We start from the raw sequence: 26,655 nt of genomic DNA, 5'->3' as shown, positions 1-26,655 counted from the left end.
CCTCAACAACTTGAGACTGATGCGTGAAATATAAGCAAAACCTATCGCTTCCCTGATGCGATAAGCGGCACGTACTTTGCTTGATCCTGAGCGGGATAAGGTTAACGGGGCGGTTGATAATGCAAAACACCACCGATTATGCCTGGCGTTACTGGTCAGCGTCACGGGAAAGCGAGCGGTTAGCGTTACAGGAATTGTTAAATAGCGAGGCGCTACTCGATGCGATTAGCGCTTTAATTCACGCCCTCCAGCGCGAACGCGGCATCTCTACGCTCTGGCTCTGCCGCGACAGCGATTTAACGTTGCCGCAGCTGATCAGGCGGCAAGATGAAGTTGATAAGGCGCTGAGCGGCATGCTGACGCAGTTGCCGGAGCCGGAAAAGCGGGCCGCCGCCAGCGGTTTTTATGGGCGCGTGGCACTGACGCTACAGGCGTTAAGCGGGCTGACGGCGCTACGTAAAGAGGTGCTGCGCCATCAGCTGCCCTATAACGCGGCAATAGAGCAGTACAGCGAACTGATACGGCATCTGCTGCATTTGATATTCGAGGCGGCGGATAACGCCAGCCACAGCATGTCACGAGCGTTGCTGGCGCTGTTCAGCTTTATGCAGGGCAAAGAGCTGGCCGGGCAGGAGCGGGCAATCGGCGCGGCGGGCTTTGCCGCCGGCGCGTTCAGTAAAGCGGATCGTCAGCAGCTGGTGACGCTGCTGGAGAGTCAGGATCGCAGCTTCAGCACCTTTTGCCAGTTTGCCGACGAGCAGAGTCTGCAGGCCTGGCACGCCATCGCTGAAGCGGGACAGGAGACAGAAAAGCTGCGGCGCATCGCCTGTAGCGGGATGAGCACGCGCGGTGCTGATGCGCAGCGCTGGTTTCAGCTGCTCAGTGAGCGGCTGGATGGCATGAAGCAGACAGAACAGCTGCTCCGGCAGCAGGTCATGCGCACCTGTCGTGATGGCATTGCCCAGCTGGAAACGGCAAATGCCGCGCCGCTATGGGAAGCATGTCGGCAGCCGTCAGGCTACAGCCTGTATGTCACCAACACCCCCTGGCTGGAGGAGGGCGGCATGCTGGACGCAGCGGGGATTGCGCCGCAGCTGGGACGTTCGCTGCTGACGCTGATAGAGAATCAGGCTCAGCGCCTGCAGGCGCAAGACGATGAGCTGGCAGCGATGCACGCCACGCTGACGGAGCGTAAGCAGATCGACCGGGCCAAAGCGCTGTTGATGCAGCATTACCAGTGCGATGAGCAACAGGCATGGCATACGCTGCGCAAAATGGCCATGGATCAAAATAAGCGGGTCGGTGAAATTGCGCGGGCGTTGACAGAGGTTGCTGCCGTGTTCTCGCTACCTCATACCAGGTAGCTGCACAATCAGCGTGCGTAACATGTCACACCAGAGTGCGCCGCCTGGCGCTCACCCTCCTAAAGCCGCCTGCGGAGCGCATTTAAAAGCTGGCACGTCGCTTGCAGTAACCTAACACAATGGATGCATTTGTTTCGCCAACGGCGGTGAAACGAGTGCTTTGGATAAAGGCGTCCGCTCGCAGGCTTTCACTCCCTGCGATGGACGCCTTTTTTTATCTCTTTTATCAGGAAACACAAAATGAGCAACGCGCGTTTTATGTCGTCACGTCGCTGTTTTCTCGTTGGCAGCGCGCTGGCGGCGGGCAGTGTCCTGGTGCCGGGATTAGGCAGCGCGGTCTGGGCTGCAGGTTCTGACGCGCCGGAAAAGCCGCTGGTGCGCGTGGGCTTTATCCCGCTTACCGACTGCGCCCCGGTGATTATGGCGGCCCTGAAAGGGTTCGATAAAAAGCATGGCATCAACCTGCAGCCGTCGAAAGAGGCGAGCTGGGCGGCGGTGCGCGACAAACTCGCCTCCGGCGAACTGGATGCCGCACACGCGTTGTACAGCATGATCTATGGACTGCATCTCGGCATTGCCGGTAAGCAACAGGCGATGGCGAATTTAATGACGCTGAACAACAACGGCCAGGCGATCACGCTCTCCAGCCAGCTCAGGCAACAGGGCGTCCACGACGGCAACAGCCTGCAAAAGCGGGTAGCCGCCAGCGAACCGGGCACTTATCGCTTCGCGCATACCTTTCCCACCGGCACCCATGCCATGTGGCTTTACTACTGGCTGGCCAGCGTGGGTATCGACCCCTTCCGCGATCTGCGTCTGCTGGTGGTGCCGCCGCCACAGATGGTGATGAATATGAAAATCGGCAACATGAGCGGCTTCTGTGTGGGCGAGCCGTGGAACCAGCGCGCCATCAGCGAGCAGGTTGGCTATACCGCCGTCACCAGCCAGCAGGTCTGGCCGGATCATCCGGAAAAAATCCTCGCCACGCGCGCGCAGTGGGTACAGGACAACCCCAACACCGCCCGTGCCCTGACCGCTGCGGTGCTGGAGGCTGCCCGCTGGATCGATGCCTCAGAGGATAACCGGCGGGAAACCGCACGGGCGATAGCCGGGCGCGCCTGTCTCAATACCCGGGCGGAGAGCATTACCGGAAGAATGCTGGGCGAGTATCAGGATGGTCTGGGCCGTCGCTGGCAGGACGCGCACGGCATGCAATTTTTCCGCGACGGCGAAGTGAGTTTCCCCTGGCTGTCGGATGGCATGTGGTTTTTAACCCAGCTACAGCGCTGGGGCCTGCTGAAGCAGCAGCCCGATTACCAGGCGGTAGCGCGCGCCATCAACCGCACCGACATTTATCGTCAGGCTGCCAGCGCGGTGGGCAATATTTCGGTGCCGCAGAGTGAGATGCGCCGCAGCACGCTGATCGACGGCAACGTTTGGGATGGCAGCAATCCTGCCGCCTGGGCCAATGATTTCGCCATTAAACGCCGAGGAGAACCCGCATGAAGAACAAAGCTCAGATCGTACCGCGCGCAGAAACCGCGCCTGCGGTAGCGGAAGTGATCGTCTTGCCGCCCGCATTGCCGCGTCCCCGGCGGCGTCGCTGGTCGCTTAACGCGCTGCTGAAGCGGCTGATCCCGTTGTGCTGCGGCCTGCTGCTGCTGCTCGGCATCTGGCAGATTGCGGCGCTGAACAGCAACGGCTTTCCCACGCCGCTGGCTACCGGGCAGGCGGCGCTAACGCTGTTTGCCCATCCTTTTTATAACGGCGGCCCTAACGATCAGGGGATCGGCTGGAACATTATCGCCTCTCTGACGCGTGTTGCGGTGGGCTTTGGGCTGGCGGCGCTGGTGGGGATCCCGGCAGGTTTTCTGATTGGGCGCTTTCGCTTTCTGGCGCAGATGTTTAATCCGCTGATTGCGCTACTGCGCCCGGTCAGCCCGCTGGCCTGGCTGCCGATTGGTCTGCTGCTGTTTCAACGCGCCGAACCCGCCTCCAGCTGGACCATTTTTATCTGCTCCATCTGGCCGATGATCATCAATACCGCCGAAGGCGTGCAGCGTATCCCACAGGATTATCTCAACGTGGCGCGGGTACTGAAGCTCTCTGAATGGACCATCCTGCGCAAAATCCTGTTTCCGGCGGTGCTGCCTGCGGTACTGACCGGGGTGCGCCTCTCAATTGGCATCGCCTGGCTGGTGATCGTCGCGGCAGAAATGCTGACTGGCGGCCTGGGCATCGGCTTCTGGATCTGGAACGAATGGAACAACCTCAACGTAGAAAACATTCTGATCGCCATTTTTATTATCGGCGTGGTGGGTCTGCTGCTGGAGCAGGGACTCATGCTGCTGGCGCGTCGTTTTAGCTGGGAAAAATAGGGGAGTACGCCATGCAAAATATTATTCAGGTGCAGAGTGTCAGCCAGCGCTTTCATACTTCTGAGGGCGAATTTCTGGCGCTGGATAACGTCTCTTTTAACGTGCGCGCCGGAGAGACGCTGAGTCTGATCGGCCACTCTGGCTGCGGTAAATCAACTCTGCTTAACCTTATCGCCGGACTGACGCTGCCCAGCGATGGCGTACTGCTGTGTGATAACCGTGAGATTGCCGGTCCTGGCCCGGAGCGGGCGATGGTGTTTCAGAATCACTCGCTGCTGCCGTGGCTCACAGCGCAGGAGAATGTGGCGCTGGCGGTAGATCACCTCTTTCAACACAGCATGAACCGGGCGGAGCGACGGGAGTGGATTGAGCATAACCTGGCGCGGGTGCAGATGAGTCATGCAGCCCATAAACGACCGGCAGCACTGTCAGGCGGCATGAAACAGCGTATTGGCATTGCCCGCGCGCTGGCGATGAAACCGCGCGTCCTGCTGATGGATGAGCCCTTTGGCGCGCTGGACGCCCTGACGCGCGCCCATTTGCAGGATAGCGTGATGCGTATTCAGCAGGAGCTGAACACCACCATTGTGCTGATAACCCATGACGTTGACGAGGCGGTGCTGCTGTCGGATCGGGTACTGATGATGACTAACGGCCCGGCGGCGACGCTGGGCGAAATCCTGACCATCGATCTGCCACGTCCGCGTTCGCGCGTGGCGCTGGCGGACGAACCGCGCTATCACCAGCTGCGTCAGCAGATCCTGCATTTCCTGTATGAAAAACAGTGCCACGCGGCCTGAGGAGTCAGCAATGCCTGAACATCTGGTGGTTATCGGTAACGGCATGGCGGGAATGCGGATGGTGGAAACCCTGCTGCAGCTGGCGCCCGGACGCTATCGCATCACGGTGATCGGCAGCGAGGCGCAGGGCAATTACAACCGTATCCAGCTTTCGCCGGTGCTGGGCGGTGAAAAAAGCTTTCAGGAGACGCTTATCCACGCGCCGGAATGGTATCAGCAGCAGGGCATTCGCCTGCTGGCAGGAGAGAAAGTGCTGGCGGTAGATGTGCAACAGCACCAGCTAACCACGGAACAGCGCAGGCTGAACTGGGATCGTTTGGTATTTGCCACCGGTGCCGAGCCGCGCCTGCCCGCGATCCCCGGCATTGAACAACCCCATGTCGGCGGCTTTCGCACAGTGCGAGACGTGGAGCGGATGCTGGCGCTGGACGGGCCGGTGGTGGTGCTGGGCGGCGGCCTGTTAGGGATAGAGGCCGCCGCGGCGCTGCGTTTGCGCGGTCGCGACGTCACGCTGGTGCATCGTCATCGCTGGCTGCTGGATCGCCAGCTGGATGAAACCGCTGGCGGCCTGCTGGCACAGGCGCTGACGCAGCGTGGCATCCGCTGCCGTCCTGGCGCAGGCATTGAAGGTATTCATCGTGACACCGTCACCTTAACCAGCGGGGAAACGCTGCCTGCCGCCAATGTGGTTATCGCCATCGGTGTGCAGCCCGCTGTCGCCGTGGCACGTAAAGCCGGTATTCCCTGCGCTCAGGGCATTCTGGTGGATAGCCAGCTGCGCAGCGCGCTTCCGGGCATCTGGGCGCTGGGTGAATGTTGTGAAATTAACGGGGAAACGTTTGGCCTGCTGGCACCGTGCCTGGCACAGGCAGAAGTCCTGGCGCATCAGCTGGCCAATATGCCCATTGCTGATTTTCACCATCAGGCGCAGGGCACCCGATTAAAAGTCACCGGCATCGACATCTTTAGCGTTGGCGAGACCGGCAGCGCGCCCGGCAGCCGTTCGCTGACCGCCAGCGATCCGCTCAGCCAGCACTATCGTCGGCTGGTGCTGCGTGACGGCAAACTCACCGGCGCGATCCTTTATGGCGATACCTCAGCGGCAGCCTCGCTGCTGCAACATCTGCAACGCAGCGCTCCCGTTACTGAGGGCGCGCTGTTTGGCTTCACCTATCCCCACAGGCAGCCTGAGGCTGCGGAGAGTAAAGCGATGAACAAACCGGTTATGGTGGTAATAGGTCACGGCATGGTTGGCCACTATTTTCTTGAACAGTTGGTAAATAAGCAGCTGCATTTGCGCTATCAGCTGGTGGTTTATGGCGAAGAGCCGCACAGCGCCTACGATCGCGTACACCTTTCCGACTACTTCTCCGGGCGCGATGCGCAGGCGCTGTCGCTGGTAAGTGAAGATTTTTTTATCCGACATGATATTGAGTTACGTTGTCACGAAAAGGTCACCCATATTGACCGCCAGCGCCGCTGCGTACGCGACAGCAGCGGACGTGAGATGGCGTGGGATAGGCTGGTACTCGCCACCGGCTCTTACGCCTTCGTACCGCCGATTCCGGGCTTCGACGCAGACAACTGCTTTGTCTATCGTACCTTAACCGATCTGGATGCGATCAGGGCACGCGCTGCCAGTGCCCGCCGCGGCGTGGTGATCGGCGGCGGTCTGCTGGGGCTGGAAGCGGCCAATGCGCTGAAAACCCTGGGCCTGGAAACGCATGTGGTGGAGTTTGCCCCGCGTCTGATGGCGGTGCAGCTGGATGAGGGTGGCGCGCAGATGCTGCGGCGTAAAATCGAAGCGTTGGGCGTTACGGTGCATACCGCCACCGAAACGCGTGAAATTGAAACGCTGGCGGATGGCTCGCTACAGCTGCATTTTGCCGATGGCGGTACGCTGCAGAGCGATCTGGTGCTGTTTTCCGCCGGTATTCGCCCGCGTGATGAACTGGCACGCGAGGCGGGCCTCACGCTGGGGCCGCGCGGGGGCATCGTGATCGACGACGGCTGTCGCACCAGCGATCCGGACATTGCGGCGATTGGCGAATGTGCGCTGTGGCAGGGGCAGATATTTGGCCTGGTTGCGCCTGGCTATCAGATGGCGCGCGTGCTGGCCAGCACTCTGGCAGATGAACCGGCCGCCTTCACCGGCGCGGATATGAGCACCAAACTAAAGCTATTGGGCGTGGAAGTTGCCTCGCTGGGCGATGCGCATGGGCGCAGCGAAGGCAGTCAAAGCTACCACTGGATCAATGGCCCGCAGGAGATTTACAAGAAAATTGTGGTCTCCGCCGATGGCAAACGGCTGCTGGGGGCGGTGCTGGTAGGCGACAGCAGCGAATACAGCGAGCTGCAACAGATGATGCTGAATGCTATTCCGCTGCCGCCTCAGCCGGAAAGCCTGATCCTGCCGCGCACGTCTGGTGCGCCAACAAAAGCGTTGGGCGTAGCGGCGCTGCCGGAGAGTGCGCAAATTTGCTCCTGCCATAACGTCAGCAAAGGCGATATTTGCCATGCGGTCAGCAACGGCTGCGGGGACATGGCCTCATTGAAAAGCGGTACCAAAGCCGCCACCGGCTGCGGCGGCTGTAGCGCGCTGGTCAAACAGGTGATGGAACATCAGCTGGCGGCACAGGGCGTTGAGGTCAGGAAAGATGTCTGCGAACATTTCGCCTGGTCGCGTCAGCAGCTTTATCATCTGGTACGCGTGGGCCGGATCAAAACGTTCGAACAGCTGCTGGCACAGCATGGCCGTGGTCACGGCTGTGAAATCTGCAAGCCGCTGGCCGCCTCGATTTTCGCCTCATGCTGGAACGATTATCTGCTGAAACCGCAGCACTTGCCCCTTCAGGAGACCAACGATCGCTACTTCGCCAATATACAGAAAGATGGCAGCTACTCGGTGGTGCCGCGTATTCCCGGCGGCGAGATTACGCCGCAGGGGCTGATTGCCATCGGTCAGGTTGCTGAGCGCTTTAATCTCTACAGTAAAATCACCGGCGGTCAGCGCATCGATCTGTTTGGCGCGGCGCTGGATCAACTGCCCGCCATCTGGCAGGCGCTGCTTGATGCCGGATTTGAAACCGGCCACGCCTATGGAAAGTCGCTGCGAACGGTTAAATCGTGCGTCGGCAGCAGCTGGTGCCGCTATGGCGTGCAGGACTCTACCGGCTTCGCCATCCAGCTGGAGAATCGCTATAAGGGGCTGCGCGCGCCGCATAAAATTAAAATGGCGGTGTCCGGCTGTACCCGCGAATGCGCTGAGGCGCAGAGCAAGGATATTGGCGTCATTGCCACGGAAAACGGCTGGAATTTGTACGTTTGCGGCAACGGCGGCATGAAGCCGCGCCATGCCGATCTCTTTGCCAGCGATCTGGACGAGCAGACCTTAATCCGCTATGTGGATCGCCTGCTGATGTTCTATATCCGCACCGCCGATCGCCTGCAGCGCACCAGCGTCTGGATGGATAACCTGGAGGGCGGGCTGGAATACCTGCATGAAGTGGTTATCCACGATAGTCTGGGGATTGGGGCGGAGCTGGAGCAGGAGATGCAGCAGATTGTCGACAGCTGGCAGTGCGAATGGCGCACCACACTGGCGTCGCCGGATCGGCTGCGGCTGTTTCGCGCCACGCTGAACAGCGACGAGCCGGATGAAACGCTACAGTGGCAGCGGGAGCGCGGCCAAATCCGCCCGGCAACCGCGCCGCAGAGCGTGACGTTACCCCTGCCGCAAGAGCCCTGGAGCGATATCTGCACGCTGGAGGCGATTCCGCCGCAGGCGGGCATCGGCGCGCGGCTGGGCGGTCAGCGTATTGCGCTGTTCCGTTTTGGCGATGTGATTTATGTGCTGGATGATAATGAACCCGGCACCAACGCCAGCGTAATGTCGCGTGGTATTTTGGGCGATGTTGCCGGTGAGCCGATAGTGATCTCACCGCTTTATAAACAGCGTTTTCGCCTGCGTGACGGCATCGCGCTTGATGGCGCAGATTTGCAACTGCGCTGCTGGCCGGTGCGTATTGTAGCCGGACGGGTGCTGGTCGGCAGCGAGCCGCTGGCAGTGGGTAAGCTGAGCGTGGCGGAGGCATCATGAAAACCACCTGTCCTTACTGCGGCGTCGGCTGCGGCGTAGAGGTCAGGGCGGACGTGCAGGGCTGGCAGGTCAGCGGTGACCTGCAGCATCCGGCCAATGCGGGGCGTCTGTGCGTGAAGGGCGCGGCGCTGGCCGAAACGCTCATCCCGGCGGGCCGCCTGCTGTGGCCGCTGGTGGACGGGCGGCGCGTCTCCTGGCAGAGCGCGCTGGATAGCGTCGCCGAACGGTTACAGAAGATCATTCAGCAGCATGGTCCCAACGCCGTGGCGTTTTACGCTTCCGGCCAGCTGCTGACCGAGGATTACTACGTTGCCAATAAACTGATGAAAGGGTTTATCGGCAGCGGCAATATCGACACCAACTCGCGTCTCTGTATGGCTTCGGCGGTAACCGGCTACAAGCGTGCGCTGGGGGCCGATGCGGTTCCCTGCTGCTATGAGGATTTCGCCCGCGCGGAGGTTATCGTTCTGGTTGGCTCCAATGCGGCCTGGACACATCCCGTGGCGTATCAGCGGCTGGTGCAGGCGAAGCAGCAGAATCCGGCGCTGCGCGTGGTGGTTATCGATCCGCGCCGCAGCGCCAGCTGCGATCTGGCCGATCTCCACCTGCCGCTCGCGCCGGGCAGCGACAGCGCGCTGTTTAACGGGTTGCTACACTGGCTGGCGCAGGGCGGCTACGGTGACAGCGCTATGCAACCGCACCTGGATCAGGTGCCGGAAACCCTGGCGGCCGCAGCCGAGTGGACATCTGAACGTGTGGCCCAAACCTGTGAGCTGCCGCAGCAGGATATCCAGGCGTTTTATCGCCTGTTTGCAGCGCATCAACGGGTATTAACGCTGTGGTGCATGGGCATTAATCAGTCTTCCAGCGGCAGCGACAAGTGTAATGCGATTCTGAATGCGCATCTGTTTAGCGGCAAGATCGGGCAGCCTGGCAGCGGTCCTTTTTCTCTGACCGGCCAGCCCAACGCCATGGGCGGACGCGAAGTCGGCGGGCTGGCAAATCAGCTGGCGGCGCAAATGGACTTCACTCCGGAAAACAGCGATCGACTAAAACGCTTCTGGCAGAGCGAGCGGGTTGCGACGCAGCCAGGCCTGAAGGCGGTGGAGCTGTTTCAGGCGATTGGGCGTGGCGAGGTGAAAGCAGTCTGGATTATGGGTACCAACCCGGCGGTCTCGCTGTCGGACGGCAACGCCGTGGCGCAGGCGTTGCAGCGCTGCGAGCTGGTGATTGTCTCTGACGTTATGCGCGCCACCGATACCAACGCCTTTGCCGATATTCTGCTGCCGGCCCAGGCCTGGGGTGAGAAAAACGGCACGGTGACCAACTCTGAACGCCGCATTTCACGTCAGCGCGCCTTTATATCGCCGCAGGGCGAAGCGCGTCCTGACTGGTGGATGCTGGCGCAGGTCGCGCAGCGATTGGGATACGGCACCGCGTTCAGCTGGCAGCATCCGGCGGAAATATTTCGTGAGCATGCCGCACTTTCCGGCTTTGAAAATCAGGGACGGCGCGCCTTTGATATCAGCGGACTGGCGCAGCTCAGCAACAATGAATGGGACGATCTGCAGCCGCTGCAGTGGCCGGTCAACGGTGACTATCCGCAGGGGTGCGCCCGGCTGTTTGCTACACGCCGCTTTTATCATCCCGACGGCAAGGCGCGCCTGCTGCCGGTAACGCCTGCCGGACCGCGCGTTGTCGTGAGCCGCAGCTGGCCGTTAATGATGAACACCGGCCGTATCCGCGACCAGTGGCATACCATGACGCGTACCGGACTGGTGCCGCGTCTGCTGCAACATTATTCTGAACCCTTTGTGGCACTGCATCCTGATGATGCGCTGCGCTATGGCATCTGGCCCGATGCGCTGGTGCGTATTCAGTCGCGGCATGGCTGGATGCTGACGCGCGCTATCCTGACGGAAGATCAAACGCCGGGCACGCTGTTTGTACCGATGCACTGGAATCAACAGTATAGCGCCGAGGGCAATGTGGATCGGCTGGTGGCGCCCTGGCGCTGCGAACACTCCGGTCAGCCGGAGAGCAAACAGACCCCGGTACGCATTCAGCCCTGGCAGAGTGACTGGCAGGGCACACTGTTTCTACGTGACAACGTCACGCCAGCGGCCGTTAACTGGTGGTGCCGCATACCGGTAGCAGACGGCATTGCCCGCTTTTCACTGGCACACCAGGGCGACCCACGTCGCTGGCTGCAGACAATGTTAAAGCCGGAATGGACGCTACAGCAGGCGGGCGATGAACAGGCTTTTTATCACCTGATTGCCTGGCATCGGGGCGAGGTTCAGCTCGCCTTCTATGCCGCTGCGCGCCGTCCGGTAACGGATGATGCCCTGATTGCCACCGCTTTTCAGCAGCCGCCCGCTTCGTCAGCGTCACGCTTTGCGCTGTTGGCGGGGCGCGCCATGCTGGAAGAAGCGCGTGGCAAAACCCTCTGCAGCTGCTTTGGCATTGGCGAACAGCAGATTACCGCTGCGATCCGTCAGGGCGCGTTAAGCTGTGCGGCGCTGGGGCAGCAGCTGAAGTGTGGTACCAACTGTGGCTCCTGCCTGCCGGAGCTGAAAAAACTTATTGAACAACATGCCCCTCAGCAGGCTGAGGCGGTAAGCGGGAGGTCAGCATGACACAACGGTTACCTGCACTGAACAGGCTTTTAAGCGGCGGCATTAACCAGGCGCAGGGCAGCGTCTGGCTGGTGGGCGCGGGGCCGGGTGATGCCGAACTGCTGACGCTGAAGGCGCTGCGGTTGCTCGGCGAGGCGGACGTGGTGGTTTACGATCGGCTGGTCAGCGAAGAGGTGCTGGCACTGATCCCCACCGACACGCTGGCGCTTGACGTCGGTAAAACGCCGGGTTTTCACGGCATGAAACAGCATCAGATTAGCCAGCTGCTGGTGGATTTAGCCCGCAGCGGACGCAAGGTCGTGAGGCTGAAGGGGGGCGATCCCTTTATTTTTGGCCGTGGCGGAGAGGAGATGCAGCAGCTGCAGGCGGCGGGCATCGCCTGTGATGTTGTGCCGGGCATCACGGCTGCGACCGGCTGTGCCGCCGCCTGCGGTATCCCGCTGACGCACCGGGACATGGCGCAGTCGGTACGCTTTATTACCGGTCACGGCAAAGAGGGCAAGCCGCACCTTGCCTGGGAGAGCTTACAGGATGCCAGCCAGACGCTGGTGTTCTATATGGGACTGACCTGGGGCGCGGAACTCAGTAGTCAGCTGCGTCAGCACGGACGCGCTGCTGACACCCCGGTTGCGGTGATTGAGCGCGGCACGCGGCATGACCAGCGCGTATTGATCACGACGCTGGCCCAGCTGCCGATGACCATCACGCACTATCAGCCACTGTCGCCTTCGCTCATTATTGTGGGTGAGGTGGTAAGGCTCTATCGTGCCTCTCAGGCGGCAGAAGCAGCACCATGCACGACAGGGGCTTCAGGGTGAGATTCGCGCTCATAACAGCGCGCTTTTCAGACTAATGACGCGTCGGGAAAATCATGATCCAGCTCACAATTATGCTAAGCTAAAGGCTTATTCACGCTGATTACGGCCACCCATGATGACAGCTTAAGTTAACCCCGACGCCGCTATGTTATTAATACACCGAGTTACCTTATCCACATTTTTGCTGCTGTTGCCCGGCACGCTGTTACTGAGCCGCGATGCCCATGCTTTTCAGCCGGAAAGCAGGGTGCCCGACGCCCCCTTTAACGATCCTGCGCGCTTTAGCGCTGTACAGGAGAGCCTTCCCAGCCTTGGCGGCGATGTGTCGTCAGAAGATGCCTTCACCACGCGCCTGGCGCAGATCGCCAAAAGCATCGGCGAAGCCAGTAACAGCTCCAGCGACGCAAACTTTGGCCAACAGGCGGGAGTCTGGGCGTTTAATCATTTGCGCGATGAGGTTACCGGACGACTGGTGGATGAGGGGCAGTCGCTGCTTTCTCCTTATGGCACGGCGCAGCTTTCGCTGCAGGTAGATATGGAGGGTAATTTTAATGGCAGTGGCGGCCAGTTGCTCACTCCCTGGCAGGATAACTATCACTATTTAACCTTTTCGCAGCTGGGCGTCACGCAAACCAGCGATGGGCTGGTGGGCAGTGCCGGACTGGGGCAGCGCTGGGTAGCGGACAACTGGCTACTCGGCTATAACGCGCTGGTGGATCGCCAATTCGATTCAGGTTTACAGCGCGCCTCGCTCGGTACCGAGGCCTGGAGCGATTTTCTGCGCCTCTCGGCAAATTACTATGCGCCGCTTAGCGGCTGGCGTAACAGCAGTGTTCTTCAACAAAACCGCATGGCGCGCGGCTACGATATTACTACCCAGGGCTATCTGCCGTTTTATCGCCAGCTGGGCGTTTCGGTAACCTGGGAGCAATACCTGGGGGATCAGGTGGCGCTGTTTAATAACGGCAGCCTGGAGAAAAACCCGGTTGCGGTGAAAGTCGGGGTCAACTATACCCCGGTGCCGCTGTTGACCTTTACCGCCTCGCATAAAGAGGGTGAAAGCGGCCAGTCGCAGGATCAGCTGGGCATGCGTATCAACTATCGCCCCGGCGTGGCGCTGAGCAAGCAGCTCTCCGCCGATAACGTCGCCGAGGCACGATCGCTGCGCGGCAGCCGTTACGATTTGGTTGAGCGCAATACCACGCCGGTACTGGAGTTCCGCCAGCGTAAAACGCTATCGGTATTTTTGGCGACGCCGCCCTGGCAGCTGAGTTCAGGTGAAGCGCTGGCGCTGAAACTTCAGATTCGCGCTGCCAATGACATTACTGCTGTGAGCTGGCAGGGCGATACGCAGGCGCTGAGCCTGACGCCGCCGCCGGACAATCGCAGCCCACATGGATGGACAGTGATTATGCCCGCCTGGGATAACTCGCCCGGAGCCAGCAATCAGTATCGCTTGTCGGTAACGCTGGAAGACAGCAAGCAGCAGCGCGTAACCTCTAACTGGATCACGCTGCAGGTCACGCCACCGATGACGCTGCAGACGCCCGCCGCAGACCGCTTCGACGTAATGCAGGCCGCACCGTAGCGCAGGAAGCCTGTATGAACTTTAATGCAGGCTACGTCCAGCTTAAAGCGCAGGGGCAGGCAGTGCGTTAGTGCGTTAGCTTTACGCAGACCACTCCTAACGTAAAGCACAGGGCGTTCAGGCAGAAGAGTAAAGCGTCCCGCGCCATGAAGGGCGCGGGACGAGCTGTCAGGGATGACGTTTTTTGCGTCTTTACGATCGGCCTGAACGCCCTGTGCAGGCACTGCGCTAACAGGCGACACCCCGCACTAACAGGCTATCAATGCGTTTTCAAACCGGCAGCGGACATCAGCACGCGGAACAGACTGGCCACCACAAACAGCGCAAGCACGCTGCCGCCCCAGATAATCACCATCCACAGCAACCGGCGCCACAGCGGCTGCTTCGTGGTTTTCCCGGTCATGCGTTGAATTGCCATCGCATACTCCTGTTAATGGTAACCCTGATTCGGATCGATCTTGCCGCGGAATACATAATAGCTCCAGAAGGTATACACCAGAATCAGCGGGATAATAAACAGCGCGCCAACCAGCATAAAGCCCTGGCTCTCCGGCGGCGCAGAGGCCGCGCGGAACGTAATATCCGGCGGGATCAGATTTGGCCAAATACTGATCCCCAGCCCGCTAAAGCCCAGGAACACCAGCGCCAGCGTCAGAATAAAAGGCGCATAGTGCGCATCCGGCAGCCAGGCGTTACGCCACAGCGCCCATGACACCAGCAACACCAAAACCGGCACCGGCAGGAAGAAAAACAGATTCGGCGTGGTAAACCAGCGGTCAGCAATCGACTGATGCGTCAGCGGCGTCCAGATGCTGACAATCGCCATTACTACCAGCAGCGCCAGCAGCAGCGGACGCGCCAGTTTACGCATGGTTTGCAGCAGATGGCCTTCCGTCTTGATAATCAGCCAGCTGGCACCCAGCAGCGCATAGGACACCACCAGACCCAGCCCACAGAACAGACTGAATGGGGTAATCCAGTCGAACACGCTGCCGCTCCATTCTCGTCCCTGCACCGGGAAACCGTTCAGGAACGCCCCCAGCACCACGCCCTGCGCAAAGGTCGCGATAAAAGAACCGGCGATAAAGGACTTATCCCAGAAGCCGCGATGCGACACCGTGGCCTTAAAGCGGAACTCAAAGGCGACGCCACGAAAAATCAGCCCGATCAGCATAATCGTCAGCGGCACCGCCAGCGCATCCAGAATCACCGAGTAGGCCAGCGGGAAAGCGCCGAAGAGCCCTGCACCTCCCATCACCAGCCAGGTCTCGTTGCCGTCCCAGACTGGCGCAACGGTATTCATCATTACGTCGCGGTCTTTAGTCTCGCGCACCATCGGATAGAGCAAACCGATGCCAAGGTCAAAGCCATCCATCACCACGTACATCAGAATGCTAAACACAATGATGATGAACCAGATCAGCGGAAGATCGATACCCATTATTTAATTCCTCCCAGTTCATCTTTCTTGGGCTCATCCAGCGACTCATCGGCGGCAGAGAGCGGACGGGCTGGCGTACGAGGCGTGCCCGGACCACCGTGCATCGCATGATCCACAAATGGCTGCGGCCCGCGCGCGACCAGTTTCAGCAGATAAACCAGACCCACGCCAAACACCGAGGCGTAAACCAGAATAAAGGCCAGCAGGCTTATCGACATATGCAGCGTACCGTGACTGGAAACCGCATCGCGGGTACGCATCAGCCCGTACACCACCCACGGCTGACGGCCAATTTCAGTGGTAAACCAGCCGGCCAGGATCGCCAGCAGACCGGATGGCCCCATCAGTAGCACAAAACGGTGGAACAGGCGCTGATCGTACAGCCGCTTACGCAGGCGCAGCACCAGGCTCCAGACGCCTGCCAGAATCATCAACAGGCCCAGCGCCACCATAATGCGGAACGACCAGAAAATAATGGTGGAATTAGGACGATCTTCCGGCGGAAAGCTTTTCAGCGCCGGGATCTGTTTGGTCATACTGTGGGTCAGGATAATACTGCCCAGCACCGGTATCTCTACCGCATACTTTGTCTCTTCCGCCTCCATATCGGGCAGGCCAAACAGAATCAGCGGCGTCGGCTCGCCAGGGGTATTCTCCCAGTGACCTTCAATCGCCGCGATTTTAGCTGGCTGATGCTCCAGCGTATTCAGGCCGTGCGCATCGCCAATACCGGCCTGGATAGGTGCAACAATCAGCGCCATCCACATCGCCATCGAGAACATCCGTTTAACTGCCGGGCTCTTGTTACCGCGCAACAGATGCCACGCGCCCGATGCGCCGACAAAAAAGGCGGTGGAGAGGAAGGCGGCGGTTGTCATATGCAGCAGACGATAAGGGAAAGAGGGATTAAAAATCACTTTAAACCAGTCAGCCGGGATCAGCTGGCCGTTAAGCACCTCATAGCCCTGCGGCGTATGCATAAAACTGTTGGAGGCGAGGATCCAGAAGGTCGACATCAGCGTCCCCAGCGCCACCATGCAGGTAGAGAAGAAATGCAGTCCCGGCCCCACGCGATTCCAGCCAAACATCATTACGCCAAGGAAGCCCGCTTCCAGGAAGAAGGCGGTCAGCACTTCATAGGTCAACAGCGGGCCGGTAATGCTGCCCGCATAGGCGGAGAACCCGCTCCAGTTGGTCCCGAACTGGTAAGCCATGACCAGGCCGGAAACCACACCCATACCAAAATTCACTGCAAAAATTTTCAACCAGAAATGATACAGGTCGCGCCAGGTGTTATTGCGGGTTTTCAGCCATAACGCTTCCAGCACCATCAGAAAACTGGCAAGACCAATGGTAATTGCAGGAAAAATTATGTGAAAAGAGACCGTAAACGCAAATTGTATCCTTGCCAGTTCGAATGCGTCTAAACCGAACATAGCCACCTCGAGATGTTCATTATTAAGCGTCCAAAGAGAAAGTCCTTGCTGATAACACAACAAGTGTAGAAGAGGGTGCAGTGAACCACAGAAATGATAGCTATAACAGAAACAGAAAATAGAAAATAACCTATAACAGTCAGGGCGCGTTGTGCACTGTTTTGATGCGCTTCGCCTTTTTACTGTGCCTGTTATGCCCTGTTTTAACAGCAAATGTTATTCAGGATCACAAAAGCAATATTTTATTTCATCGCTGCATAATTCCGCTGTTTGATCTGTCGTTTATGCCGCAGCCTCAGATATTTATTCACTATTTATGCATTTAGTGTGAATAGCATCGAATCGTAAGTGATTGATTTGCGGTTGATGAACCTGTTTTATGCATTTTTAACGCTGGCTGGCACACAGCATGCAATCTAGAGTAGAGCTGCAATGAATCATTTCATTAACATAATTTAAACTTTTGATTCGCCCACGGGTGATGCTATGAGGCCGCTATGCAACAGTCAGTTTCTCGTCAGGATTTCGATCGCTGGATGGTTCCCGCTTATTCTCCTGCCAGCTTTGTGCCGGATCGTGCGGAAGGCTCAATGCTGTGGGATCAAAACGGTAAGGAATATGTCGATTTCGCCGGTGGTATTGCCGTTAATGCGCTGGGCCATGCGCATCCCGAACTTCAGCAGGCGCTGCAGCAGCAGGCGGCCAGACTCTGGCACACCGGCAACGGCTATACCAATGCGCCAATTTTGCGTCTGGCGAAACAGCTGATTGATGCCACTTTTGCCGAGCGGGTGTTTTTCTGTAACTCCGGTGCCGAGGCGAACGAAGCGGCGCTGAAGCTGGCGCGTAAGTATGCTCACGACCATTTCGGGCCGGAAAAAAGCAACATTATCGCTTTCAAAAATGCCTTTCATGGCCGCACGCTGTTTACCGTCTCGGCAGGCGGTCAGCCCGCCTATTCCAAAGATTTCGCGCCGCTGCCGGGCGGGATTGATCATGCGGTATTCAACGATCTTGATTCGGTAGCGAGCCTGATCAATGACCATACTGCAGCGGTCATCGTTGAGCCCATCCAGGGAGAAGGCGGTGTGCTGCCTGCTGAACCGGCTTTTCTGCGTGGGTTGCGCGAACTGTGCGATCGCCATAACGCGTTGCTGATTTTTGATGAAGTGCAGAGCGGCGTGGGCCGCACCGGCTCGCTTTACGCCTATATGCATTATGGCGTGACGCCGGATGTGCTGAGCACGGCCAAAGCGCTGGGCGGCGGTTTCCCGATTGGCGCAATGTTAACCACAGAGAAGCTGGGCGCGGCGCTGAACGTTGGCAGCCACGGCACCACCTATGGCGGTAACCCGCTGGCGGGCGCGGTTGGCGGCAAAGTCATGGAACTGGTTAATCGTCCGGAGGTGCTGGAGGGCGTACATCTGCGCCATCGCTGGTTTACCGATGGTTTGAATGCCATTAACCAGCGCCTGCATCTGTTTAAAGAGATCCGCGGGCTCGGCCTGCTGATTGGCTGTGTATTAAATGAAGACTTTAGCGGCAAGGCGAAACAGTTCAGCCTGGCGGCGGCGGACGAGGGCGTGATGGTGCTGATTGCAGGCGCTAACGTGGTGCGCTTTGCGCCGTCGCTGATTATCAGCGAGCAGGATGTTAAAGAGGGGCTGGCCCGCTTTGAACGCGCCTGCGAGTCGGTTATTAAAGGAGCGTCGTGATGATGTATATTCGCCCCGTAGAGCGTGACGATCTGCCGCAGCTGATGGCGCTGGCGGGTAAAACCGGCGGCGGTCTGACCTCGCTGCCCGCCGACAGCAAAACGCTGGCGGCGCGCATTGAGCGCTCGATCCAGACCTGGCAGGATACGCTGCCGCGCGCCCAGCAGGGCTACGTTTTTGTGCTGGCCGACAGTGATACCCACCAGGCCTGTGGTATTTGCGCCATTGAGGTGGCGGTAGGGCTGGAGGATCCCTGGTATAACTTCCGCGTCGGCACCCAGGTACACGCCTCGAAAGAGCTGGACGTGTATAACAGCCTTGCCACGCTGTCGCTGTGCAACGATCACACCGGCAGCAGCGAACTCTGTACGCTGTTTCTCGACCCTGAACGTCGTGACGGTAAAAACGGCTATCTGCTGTCAAAATCTCGCTTCTTGTTTATCGCCGCCTTCCGCGAACGCTTTATGGATAAAGTGGTGGCCGAAATGCGCGGCGTCAGCGATGAGCAGGGACGCTCGCCATTCTGGGACAGCGTTGGCAGCCACTTTTTCTCTATGGACTTTACCCAGGCCGATTTTCTGAGCGGCACCGGACAGAAAGCCTTTATCGCCGAGCTGATGCCCAAGCATCCTTTATATGTTCACTATCTGTCGGCAGAGGCGCAGGCGGTAATCGGGCAGGTTCATCCGCAAACCGCGCCAGCCCGCGCAGTGCTGGAGGCCGAGGGTTTCCGCTATCAAAATTACGTGGATATCTTTGACGGCGGCCCTACGCTGGAGTGCGACATTGAACATATCCGGGCGGTACGCAAGAGCCGTCTGGTGACCGTCAGGGCGATCGATCAGGAGGCGTCCGCTGCTGATACGCTGCCGCTCTGCCTGGTCAGCAACGATAACTACTATCATTATCGCGTTCTGCTGTTGCCTGCCGATCCCAACAGCGGACAGATACGCATCCCGGCCGCCGCCGCCGAAATTTTACGCTGTCAGCCCGGCGATACGTTGCGGGCCGTGCCACTTTGTAGCGAGGAGAAAAAAGCATGACGCACTGTATCAATGGAGAATGGCTGAGCGGCCAGGGTGAAAGCCTGAGTAAAAACGATCCGGTGGATGGCGCGCTGCTGTGGCAGGGCAACGCTGCTGATGAACAGCAGGTGGCCGCCGCCTGCGCTGCGGCACGCGCCGCGTTTCCCGCCTGGGCGCGCCAGCCGTTCGCTGCTCGTCAGGCAATTGCAGAAAATTTTGCGGCTCAGCTGGAACAGCATAAAAACGATCTGAGCGAAACCATCGCCCGTGAAACCGGCAAGCCGCGCTGGGAGGCGCTGACTGAAGTGCAGGCGATGATCAATAAAGTCGCCATCTCCGTTAAGGCTTACCATGAGCGTACCGGTACGCATCAGCAGGCGGAGAGCGCACTACGCCACCGTCCGCATGGCGTGCTGGCGGTGTTTGGCCCTTACAATTTCCCCGGTCATCTGCCGAATGGGCATATCGTTCCTGCCTTGCTGGCGGGCAACAGCGTGGTGTTTAAGCCCAGCGAGCTGACGCCGCTGACCGCAGAAAAGACCATGCGACTGTGGCTGGAAGCGGGCATGCCGCCGGGCGTGCTGAACCTGGTGCAGGGCGCCCGCAGCGTTGGTCAGGCGCTGGCGCAGCAGCCGCAGATTGACGGCGTGCTGTTTACCGGTAGCGCCAGCACTGGCTATCAGCTGCATCGGCAGTTTGCCGGTCAGCCGGAAAAAATGCTGGCGCTGGAGATGGGCGGGAATAACGCTCTGATCGTAGAGGATGTGGCCGACATTGACGCGGCCGTGCATATTGCCGTGCAGTCCGCCTTTATTACCGCCGGGCAGCGCTGTACCTGCGCGCGTCGGCTGCTGGTGAAGCGCGGCGCGGAAGGCGACGCGTTCCTGCAACGTCTGGTGGAAGTGACGCAGCAGCTGCGCATCGGGCGCTGGAATGATGAGCCGCAGCCGTTTATGGGCAGCGTGATTTCGCCGCAGGCCGCCGGACATATTTATCAGGAGTGGCAGAAGCGCATTGCAGCAGGCGGTAAGCCGCTGCTGAAAATGCGCTGGCCAGCGCGTGACAGCGCGCTGCTGACGCCGGGGATTATCGATCTCACCGGCGTCAGTAACGTGGCGGATGAAGAGGTGTTCGGGCCGCTGCTGGCGGTGGTGCGCTACGACAGCTTTGAGCAGGCGATAGCGCTGGCGAACGCAACCCGCTACGGTCTGTCGTGCGGGCTGATCTCGCCGCAGCGGGAGAAATTTGACCAGCTGCTGATTGAGGCGCGCGCGGGCATTGTTAACTGGAACAAGCCGCTGACCGGCGCGGCCAGCACCGCACCCTTTGGCGGTATTGGCGCTTCCGGCAACCATCGCGCCAGCGCCTGGTACGCCGCCGACTACTGTGCCTGGCCGTTGGCTTCGCTGGAAACGCCCGATCTTACCCTGCCTGCGACGCTGTCGCCAGGTCTTGACTTCAGCCAGCCGGAGACGCGCTCATGAAAGCCAGAGAAGTGAATTTTGATGGGCTGGTGGGGCTGACCCATCACTATGCGGGCCTGTCGTTTGGTAATGAAGCCTCGACGCGTCATCAGCATCAGCTCTCTAACCCCTGGCTGGCGGCAAAGCAGGGGCTGCTAAAAATGAAGGCGCTGGCGGATGCCGGTTTCGCGCAGGGTGTGATCCCGCCGCACGAACGGCCCCATCTGCCGATGCTGCGTCGGCTGGGCTTTAGCGGCAGCGATGCGCAGGTGCTGGCTAAAGCGGCACGGCAGGCGCCGCAGCTGCTCTCGGCGGTGAGTTCCGCCTCTGCCATGTGGGTGGCGAATGCCGCCACGGTTTCGCCTTCTGCCGACAGCGCCGACGGCAAAACGCATTTCACCGTGGCGAACCTGAACAATAAATTTCACCGGGCCATTGAGTCGCAGACCACCGGCGCGCTGCTGCGCGCGATTTTCCGCGACGAACGCTACTTCGCTCATCACTCTGCACTGCCGCAGGTGGCGCTGCTGGGAGATGAGGGTGCCGCTAACCATAATCGTTTTGGCGGCGACTACGGTGAGCCGGGCGTGCAGCTGTTTGTCTATGGTCGCGAAGAGAGTCATGGCGGCCTGGTACCGGCGCGCTATCCAGCGCGCCAGACGCGCGAGGCCAGCGAAGCGGTGGCCAGGCTGCATCAGCTCGATCCGGCCCGCACGCTGTTTGTGCAGCAGAACCCGGCGGTAATCGATCAGGGCGTTTTCCATAATGATGTTATTGCCGTCAGCAACCAGCGCGTGCTGTTTTGCCATCAGCTGGCGTTTCTGCATCAGGATAAGCTCCTGACGGATTTAAGCGAAAGAGTGCCCGGCTTTACGCCAGTTATTGTGCCGGACAATCGCGTGTCGGTGACGGACGCGGTCGCCACATATCTGTTTAATAGTCAGCTACTGAGCCGGGACGATGGTACTATGCTGCTGATACTGCCGCAGGAGGCACGTCAGCATAGCGGCGTCTGGCAATATCTCACGGAGCTGGTGGAGAGCGGCGGGCCGATTCGCGAACTAAAAGTGTTCGATCTGCGCGAAAGCATGAACAATGGCGGCGGTCCGGCCTGTCTGCGTTTGCGCGTGGCGCTTAACGCTACCGAACAGCAGGCGGTTAACCCGGCGGTGATGATGAACGATCAATTGTTCGCCACGCTTAACCAGTGGGTCGATCGTCACTACCGCGATCGGCTTACTCAGGCCGATTTGGCCGATCCGCAATTACTGATCGAAGGGCGCGAAGCACTGGATGAGCTGACGCGTTTGCTAGACTTAGGAAGTGTTTACCCATTCCAGCAGGAATAAAGGCCCGACGGCGCGATGGTTTCGCGTCGTCGGTTTCCCGCGTCACAGGAGATTTCATGCAGGATTTGTTACAGCAAACGCTTTCCGGCAACCCGCCGACAATAACCAGTGGGACATTGCCAAATCTACACTGGCGATGGCTGGATGAGGGGATCCTTGAGCTGACCCCGCTGGTACAGGCTCAACAGGCCGTGGTTATTTCAGCCGGTATTCATGGTAATGAGACCGCGCCGGTTGAGATTCTGAATGCAATAGTGACCCGGCTGTTACAGGGGGAATTACCGCTGACGGTGCGGCTGCTGGTCTTGCTCGGCAACCCGCCTGCGTTGCGCGCCGGAGAACGCTATCTGCGCTGTGATTTAAACCGGCTGTTCGGCGGACGCTGGCAGCAGTTTGAAAATTGTCCTGAAGCGCAGCGCGCTTTATGCCTGGAGCAGGCGCTGGAGACATTCTGGCAGGCCGGGGCGCATCAGGAGACGCGCTGGCATCTTGATCTGCATACCGCGATCCGCGGCTCTTATCATACGCGCTTCGGCGTGTTGCCGTTCAGTACGCAGCCCTGGCCTGAGGATTTTTTGCACTGGCTGGCGGCGGCGGGCATGGAGGCGCTGGTGTTTCATCGCGCGCCAGGCGGCACCTTCAGCCATTACAGCAGCGAGCATTTTCAGGCTGCCAGCTGTACGCTGGAGCTGGGCAAGGCATTGCCGTTCGGTCATAACGATCTGGCACAGTTTCAGGCAGCGCAGCAGGCGCTGACATCATTGATCGCTGGCGAACCGCTGCCGGAAGCTACCGTGACACCGCGTCGTTATCGGGTTACGCAGCAGATAACACGTAACAGCGAGTATTTTCAGTTGCACATGAGCCCGCAGACGCTGAACTTCACTGCTTTTCCGCAGGGCACGCTGCTGGCGGAAGATGGTAAAACACGTTATTTCGTGCAGCAGGCGCAAGAGTATGTTCTGTTTCCCAATCCCAACGTTGCCCCTGGCCTGCGTGCCGGTTTAATGCTGGTGGAAGATAATGCTCATAACGCGGCGCTGAGCGGTGACGCGGCGGCGCAGCAATAGCCAAAGCGGCCCAGACTGACCGGGCCGTAGATACCGCGCTACGCCAGCGCGCGTAGCCTGGTTACGCTCTGTTGACGTACAAACAGCGCCAGCATCGCAATTCCGGTGAGCGCCAGTGCGCTGGCCAGCAGGAAGGCGGAAGAGTAGCCCCCGCCAAACTGGATCAGAAAGCCGGTGATCGCCGGAGAGAGGATCCCCGCCAGGTTTGCCAGTAAATGAACAAAACCACCCGCCGTGCCGATGCGTTCCGCCGGAACAATATCCTGCAACAGAGACCAGCACGCCTGCGGCGTCATATAGGCAAACACGCTGGCGAGCGTGATCAACGCCACGGCGAAGATGATGTTGTCAGTCCAGGCGGTAAACATTACGCTGACTCCCGCAACCGCCAGCCCGGCGAAAATCACCAGCTTGCGTGACAACAAAAAATTCCCGGTACGCCGGTAGATAGCATCAGAGATCAACCCCCCGCCAATAAAGCCTGCCGTTGCGCCCAGCCACGGCAGAATGCCGATCAGACTCATGCTTTTAATATCCAGATGCTGGTAATCGGTCAGATAGCTCGGCAGCCAGGAGAGGAAAAAGAACTGAATATAGTTAAAGCAGAAAAAAGCGGCGGCCACGCCCAATACCGGCAGCGAGAACACGTAGCGCCAGATGCCTGCGGGACGGGTTCCTGCTTCAGCGATGCGGGTAGCGGGGCGGTGCGCTTTAATCAGATGACGTTCAGCGTCGCTAACGCGCGGATGATCTTCCGGCTTATCCCGGAACAGCCACAGCCAGAAGCCCAGCCAGACAAAACCCAGTAGCGCAATCGCCACAAAGGAGAGGCGCCAGCCGAAATGCAGCCCCACCAGACCCACTATCGGAGCCGCCACCGCAGCGCCCAAAGGCTGCCCGGCATTGGTAAAGCCCACCGCGCGACCAGTTTCCTTACGTGGAAACCAGTTGGAGATCGATTTATTGGTGGTGGTGCCCATCGGACCTTCGCCAATCCCGAATAGCACACGCATGATCAGCAAATGGGTGAAGTTGCCCGCCAGCGCGGTAGCGCCGCAAAACAGTGACCAGACTGCTGCCGCCCAGCCAAATACCCGTCGCGGTCCAAAGCGATCCGCAGCCCAGCCGCCTAAAAAGCAGAACAGACAGTAGCCAATAAAAAAGCAGCTAAACAGGATGCCCATCTGCGCATCGTCAATATGCAGATCTTTTTTTACCAGCGGAGCCATAACCGATAAGGCTGCCCGATCGAGATAGTTCAACATTCCGGCAAAAAACAGAAGCAGAGCAACAACGCTGCGGTAATTTTTAAACATGACGGGTTCCCTCCATATCGATTTGCAAATGGCTGACGGTATGCTGTTTCATTACCTGCACATCAGGCGTAAAGCCCAGCCCCGGTGCGTCCGGGAGCACAAGGGTCGGCGAAAAGGCGAGCTGAGGATAGAGTGGGGAGGCGAAACGGATAAACGGCACTTCCAGCTGAACCTCGTCGGGCAGCGCTGCCACAATATGCGCCGTCGCCAGCAGCCCGGCGCCGTAATAGAAGCAGTGGGGAACGACCTTTACCCGATGCTTGTTCGCCCGTTGAATTACGCGTAGCAGCGCGCTAATACCGCCTACTTTCGCTACGCTGGGCTGAGCCACATCGATGGCGGCGTTGTTAAACAGCTCGGCGAAACCCCACTCGCCGCAGGCATTCTCTCCTGCGGCGATCGGCATTCCCGCACTGCGCACCCTTGCCAGACCATGCGCATCCTCTGGTGGCCAGACCGGCTCTTCCAGCCAGCCCAGCTTCAGCTCCGTGAGTTGCACCGCACGCAGGCTGGCTTCTTCCACCGTCCAGGGGCAGTTTACATCGACCATCAGCGTCGCTTCTGGCGGCAGGGCGGCGCGGGCTGCGGCAATCGCCGCATACTCGGTTTCATGCAGCTTCAGAGTACGGAACCCCGCCTGCCAGGCGCGCATGACCTGACGGGCAACCTCTTCCGGCTGGTTGTTATAGCTGACCAGGCTGGCGTAGAGGCCAATTTGCTGACGGCGAGCCCCCAGCAGCTGCCACAGAGGTTGAGCAAGCTGCTGTCCCAGCAGATCCCATAGCGCGATATCGATGGCTGACAGGCCAAAGCGCACCGGCCCGCCGCGACCAAAACCATGCAGCGCCTTTTCCGCCTCTGCCATTAGCGCCTCCAGCGCGGCACGGCTCTGTGGAACTGGTTTGCCTAAAAAGCAGGGGATCACCAGCTGCTGTAGAGCCTGAAGCGTCACCGGGTTGGCGAGATGGCCAAAAGCCTCGCCCCAGCCGTGGATGCCGCTGCTGGTTTCTATGCGCACCAGCAGCGTTTCCATCTGTTTAAGAGCCGGCGAGGCGGCGTTCCATGCGGTTTCCTGATCTGTCGCCGTGGGACGATCGCTGTCAAAAGGGAGGCTGAGGCGTATTACCTCAATGCTTGTTATTTTCATGCCATACACCTTAAAAGTAGGGGAAATAAGAGAGAGAGAGGCGTTTTAAAATATTTTTCAGCATTAACTGGAATTAACCGACAACAGTATAAAAAACAGGCGGGGCGGGGGCACTGTACAGGCGCATGAAGTTAGGGCGAGGAAACAGCATATCTTTTGGCAAATGAATAAGCGCTCGCGCGGCAGCTCACAAAAACAGCGCAGGAAAAATCTTCCCACAGGCGTTAACTTTTTCTTTCCTCTATTCTGTGCTCAGGGTTACACTTCTCCACTATTCCCTCTTTTTTCCGCATAGTGTCATATTCTTTTGCAATTCTTCACCCTAATCTTCTTATTCTCTCCAGGATTGCTGCATCTTTATCTTCTATGCTTTCAGGGCTTTACTCAGACTCTGAGTACTTGACGTTTGGTGTCGTAGACTCATTTCCGTAGCAGCGACATCAGCTGTCGTCATAAAACTGATAAGTAAGGACAATACAATGCGTAAACTCACCTCTATTTTGGTAGCATCGGCTCTGGCTTTCGGTGCGGCGACCGTTGCTCACGCAGCAGATGAGATCACCCCGCCGCCGGCAGGCAGCGAGCAGGCGATGCATCATAAAGGTCCGATGGGACATGGCCCGATGGGGATGTTCAAAAATCTGAACCTGACAGATGCGCAGAAACAGCAGATGCGTGACATCATGAAAGATGCCCGCAAAGATATGAAACGTCCGTCACTGGAAGAGCGCCGCGCTAATCACGCGATTATCGCCGCCGATAGTTTCGACCGCAGCAAAGCGGAAGCGCAGGCTGAGAAAATGACCGCCAATGCGAAAGAAAACGCTCTGGCGATGATGGAAACGCAGAACAAACTGTATAACGTGCTGACGCCGGAGCAGAAAAAGCAGTACAACGCTAATTTTGAGAAACGTCTGACTGAAAAGCCGATGCGTGACGGTAAGATGGCTCCACCGCCAGCTGACGAATAATCGCCGCGCGGAGTAATTCCTGAGACCGCCGACGTT

19 protein-coding genes are annotated in these 26,655 nt (G+C 58.9%); 14 read left to right on the top strand and 5 right to left on the bottom strand.

All coding sequences use genetic code 11. The features are described 5' to 3' along the window. The first annotated feature begins 119 nt into the window (after positions 1–119). The 8 genes from ACQE3Z_RS06485 (at position 120) to ACQE3Z_RS06450 (ending at position 13,686) form a co-directional block, all read left to right on the top strand. The gene (locus ACQE3Z_RS06485; protein WP_426972789.1) at positions 120–1,364 is read left to right on the top strand and encodes a nitrate- and nitrite sensing domain-containing protein; all 1,245 of its coding nucleotides are present in this window, start codon (positions 120–122) and stop codon (positions 1,362–1,364) included. A 240-nt stretch (positions 1,365–1,604) separates the two neighbouring features. Next, positions 1,605–2,870 (top strand): CmpA/NrtA family ABC transporter substrate-binding protein, encoded by a 1,266-nt coding sequence (locus ACQE3Z_RS06480; protein ID WP_426972788.1) that lies wholly within the window; start codon positions 1,605–1,607, stop codon positions 2,868–2,870. Beyond that, positions 2,867–3,742 carry a nitrate ABC transporter permease gene (gene ntrB / locus ACQE3Z_RS06475; RefSeq protein ID WP_426972787.1) on the top strand — a complete coding sequence of 292 codons (876 nt, stop codon included), beginning with the start codon at positions 2,867–2,869 and terminating at the stop codon, positions 3,740–3,742. The genes ACQE3Z_RS06480 and ntrB overlap by 4 nt, the downstream gene beginning before the upstream one ends. A gap of 11 nt (positions 3,743–3,753) precedes the next feature. Continuing rightward, on the top strand, positions 3,754–4,542 hold the full coding sequence (locus ACQE3Z_RS06470; protein ID WP_426972785.1) for an ABC transporter ATP-binding protein: 789 nt from the start codon (positions 3,754–3,756) through the stop codon (positions 4,540–4,542). A gap of 10 nt (positions 4,543–4,552) precedes the next feature. After that, complete coding sequence (gene nirB, locus ACQE3Z_RS06465; protein ID WP_426972783.1) at positions 4,553–8,641, top strand: nitrite reductase large subunit NirB; 4,089 nt, start codon at positions 4,553–4,555, stop codon at positions 8,639–8,641. Then, entirely contained in the window at positions 8,638–11,280 is a 2,643-nt protein-coding gene (locus ACQE3Z_RS06460) for a molybdopterin-dependent oxidoreductase (protein ID WP_426972782.1), read from the top strand. The genes nirB and ACQE3Z_RS06460 overlap by 4 nt, the downstream gene beginning before the upstream one ends. Next, positions 11,277–12,098, top strand: a complete 822-nt coding sequence (gene cobA / locus ACQE3Z_RS06455) for a uroporphyrinogen-III C-methyltransferase (RefSeq protein ID WP_426972781.1) — start codon at positions 11,277–11,279, stop codon at positions 12,096–12,098. Before ACQE3Z_RS06460 ends, cobA begins: the two co-directional genes overlap by 4 nt. A 145-nt stretch (positions 12,099–12,243) precedes the next feature. Further along, positions 12,244–13,686: a YchO/YchP family invasin gene (locus ACQE3Z_RS06450; RefSeq protein WP_426972780.1), complete on the top strand. Its 1,443-nt coding sequence runs from the start codon at positions 12,244–12,246 to the stop codon at positions 13,684–13,686. A 259-nt stretch (positions 13,687–13,945) separates the two neighbouring features. Here the strand turns inward: ACQE3Z_RS06450 and ACQE3Z_RS06445 are convergent, their stop codons facing one another. Genes ACQE3Z_RS06445 through ACQE3Z_RS06435 form a run of 3 tightly spaced genes read right to left on the bottom strand, consistent with a single transcriptional unit; the run spans position 13,946 to position 16,563 of the window. Then, the gene (locus ACQE3Z_RS06445) at positions 13,946–14,104 is read right to left on the bottom strand and encodes a DUF2474 domain-containing protein (RefSeq protein ID WP_420851634.1); all 159 of its coding nucleotides are present in this window, start codon (positions 14,102–14,104) and stop codon (positions 13,946–13,948) included. Positions 14,105–14,116: 12 nt separating this feature from the next. After that, entirely contained in the window at positions 14,117–15,127 is a 1,011-nt protein-coding gene (gene cydB, locus ACQE3Z_RS06440; protein ID WP_426972779.1) for a cytochrome d ubiquinol oxidase subunit II, read from the bottom strand. Beyond that, positions 15,127–16,563 (bottom strand): cytochrome ubiquinol oxidase subunit I, encoded by a 1,437-nt coding sequence (locus ACQE3Z_RS06435; RefSeq protein WP_426972777.1) that lies wholly within the window; start codon positions 16,561–16,563, stop codon positions 15,127–15,129. Before ACQE3Z_RS06435 ends, cydB begins: the two co-directional genes overlap by 1 nt. 497 nt (positions 16,564–17,060) lie before the next feature. On the opposite strand from ACQE3Z_RS06435, the gene ACQE3Z_RS06430 reads away from it, so the two are divergent. The 5 genes from ACQE3Z_RS06430 to astE are packed head-to-tail and all read left to right on the top strand — an operon-like array spanning position 17,061 to position 23,185. Next, positions 17,061–18,278 (top strand): bifunctional succinylornithine transaminase/acetylornithine transaminase, encoded by a 1,218-nt coding sequence (locus tag ACQE3Z_RS06430; RefSeq protein WP_426972775.1) that lies wholly within the window; start codon positions 17,061–17,063, stop codon positions 18,276–18,278. After that, a complete protein-coding gene (astA, locus tag ACQE3Z_RS06425; RefSeq protein WP_426972773.1) occupies positions 18,278–19,321 on the top strand; it encodes an arginine N-succinyltransferase in 1,044 nt (347 codons plus the stop codon). The genes ACQE3Z_RS06430 and astA overlap by 1 nt, the downstream gene beginning before the upstream one ends. Continuing rightward, positions 19,318–20,787 carry a succinylglutamate-semialdehyde dehydrogenase gene (gene astD / locus ACQE3Z_RS06420; RefSeq protein ID WP_085071875.1) on the top strand — a complete coding sequence of 490 codons (1,470 nt, stop codon included), beginning with the start codon at positions 19,318–19,320 and terminating at the stop codon, positions 20,785–20,787. Before astA ends, astD begins: the two co-directional genes overlap by 4 nt. Beyond that, complete coding sequence (gene astB, locus ACQE3Z_RS06415) at positions 20,784–22,115, top strand: N-succinylarginine dihydrolase (protein WP_426972771.1); 1,332 nt, start codon at positions 20,784–20,786, stop codon at positions 22,113–22,115. The genes astD and astB overlap by 4 nt, the downstream gene beginning before the upstream one ends. A gap of 56 nt (positions 22,116–22,171) precedes the next feature. Next, entirely contained in the window at positions 22,172–23,185 is a 1,014-nt protein-coding gene (gene astE / locus ACQE3Z_RS06410; protein ID WP_426972770.1) for a succinylglutamate desuccinylase, read from the top strand. A gap of 38 nt (positions 23,186–23,223) precedes the next feature. Here astE and ACQE3Z_RS06405 read toward each other — a convergent pair whose 3' ends face one another. After that, positions 23,224–24,501 (bottom strand): MFS transporter, encoded by a 1,278-nt coding sequence (locus tag ACQE3Z_RS06405; protein ID WP_250652545.1) that lies wholly within the window; start codon positions 24,499–24,501, stop codon positions 23,224–23,226. After that, positions 24,494–25,648 (bottom strand): mandelate racemase/muconate lactonizing enzyme family protein, encoded by a 1,155-nt coding sequence (locus tag ACQE3Z_RS06400; protein ID WP_426972768.1) that lies wholly within the window; start codon positions 25,646–25,648, stop codon positions 24,494–24,496. The genes ACQE3Z_RS06405 and ACQE3Z_RS06400 overlap by 8 nt, the downstream gene beginning before the upstream one ends. 479 nt (positions 25,649–26,127) lie before the next feature. On the opposite strand from ACQE3Z_RS06400, the gene spy reads away from it, so the two are divergent. After that, entirely contained in the window at positions 26,128–26,619 is a 492-nt protein-coding gene (gene spy, locus ACQE3Z_RS06395; protein ID WP_426972767.1) for an ATP-independent periplasmic protein-refolding chaperone Spy, read from the top strand. Positions 26,620–26,655: the final 36 nt, after the last annotated feature.

The organism is Pantoea sp. FN0307 (assembly GCF_050113815.1).
In the GTDB taxonomy this organism is placed as follows: Bacteria; Pseudomonadota; Gammaproteobacteria; order Enterobacterales; family Enterobacteriaceae; genus Mixta; species Mixta alhagi.
The sequence above is the reverse complement of the archived record's forward strand: the minus strand, read 5'-3'. Positions and strand labels throughout refer to the sequence as shown.

Coding starts and splice junctions, on each gene's coding strand:
- ACQE3Z_RS06485 (WP_426972789.1), top strand. CDS start 120: ATGCAAAACACCACCGATTATGCCTGGCGTTACTGGTCAGCGTCACGG.
- ACQE3Z_RS06480 (WP_426972788.1), top strand. CDS start 1,605: ATGAGCAACGCGCGTTTTATGTCGTCACGTCGCTGTTTTCTCGTTGGC.
- ntrB (WP_426972787.1), top strand. CDS start 2,867: ATGAAGAACAAAGCTCAGATCGTACCGCGCGCAGAAACCGCGCCTGCG.
- ACQE3Z_RS06470 (WP_426972785.1), top strand. CDS start 3,754: ATGCAAAATATTATTCAGGTGCAGAGTGTCAGCCAGCGCTTTCATACT.
- nirB (WP_426972783.1), top strand. CDS start 4,553: ATGCCTGAACATCTGGTGGTTATCGGTAACGGCATGGCGGGAATGCGG.
- ACQE3Z_RS06460 (WP_426972782.1), top strand. CDS start 8,638: ATGAAAACCACCTGTCCTTACTGCGGCGTCGGCTGCGGCGTAGAGGTC.
- cobA (WP_426972781.1), top strand. CDS start 11,277: ATGACACAACGGTTACCTGCACTGAACAGGCTTTTAAGCGGCGGCATT.
- ACQE3Z_RS06450 (WP_426972780.1), top strand. CDS start 12,244: ATGTTATTAATACACCGAGTTACCTTATCCACATTTTTGCTGCTGTTG.
- ACQE3Z_RS06445 (WP_420851634.1), bottom strand. CDS start 14,104: ATGGCAATTCAACGCATGACCGGGAAAACCACGAAGCAGCCGCTGTGG.
- cydB (WP_426972779.1), bottom strand. CDS start 15,127: ATGGGTATCGATCTTCCGCTGATCTGGTTCATCATCATTGTGTTTAGC.
- ACQE3Z_RS06435 (WP_426972777.1), bottom strand. CDS start 16,563: ATGTTCGGTTTAGACGCATTCGAACTGGCAAGGATACAATTTGCGTTT.
- ACQE3Z_RS06430 (WP_426972775.1), top strand. CDS start 17,061: ATGCAACAGTCAGTTTCTCGTCAGGATTTCGATCGCTGGATGGTTCCC.
- astA (WP_426972773.1), top strand. CDS start 18,278: ATGATGTATATTCGCCCCGTAGAGCGTGACGATCTGCCGCAGCTGATG.
- astD (WP_085071875.1), top strand. CDS start 19,318: ATGACGCACTGTATCAATGGAGAATGGCTGAGCGGCCAGGGTGAAAGC.
- astB (WP_426972771.1), top strand. CDS start 20,784: ATGAAAGCCAGAGAAGTGAATTTTGATGGGCTGGTGGGGCTGACCCAT.
- astE (WP_426972770.1), top strand. CDS start 22,172: ATGCAGGATTTGTTACAGCAAACGCTTTCCGGCAACCCGCCGACAATA.
- ACQE3Z_RS06405 (WP_250652545.1), bottom strand. CDS start 24,501: ATGTTTAAAAATTACCGCAGCGTTGTTGCTCTGCTTCTGTTTTTTGCC.
- ACQE3Z_RS06400 (WP_426972768.1), bottom strand. CDS start 25,648: ATGAAAATAACAAGCATTGAGGTAATACGCCTCAGCCTCCCTTTTGAC.
- spy (WP_426972767.1), top strand. CDS start 26,128: ATGCGTAAACTCACCTCTATTTTGGTAGCATCGGCTCTGGCTTTCGGT.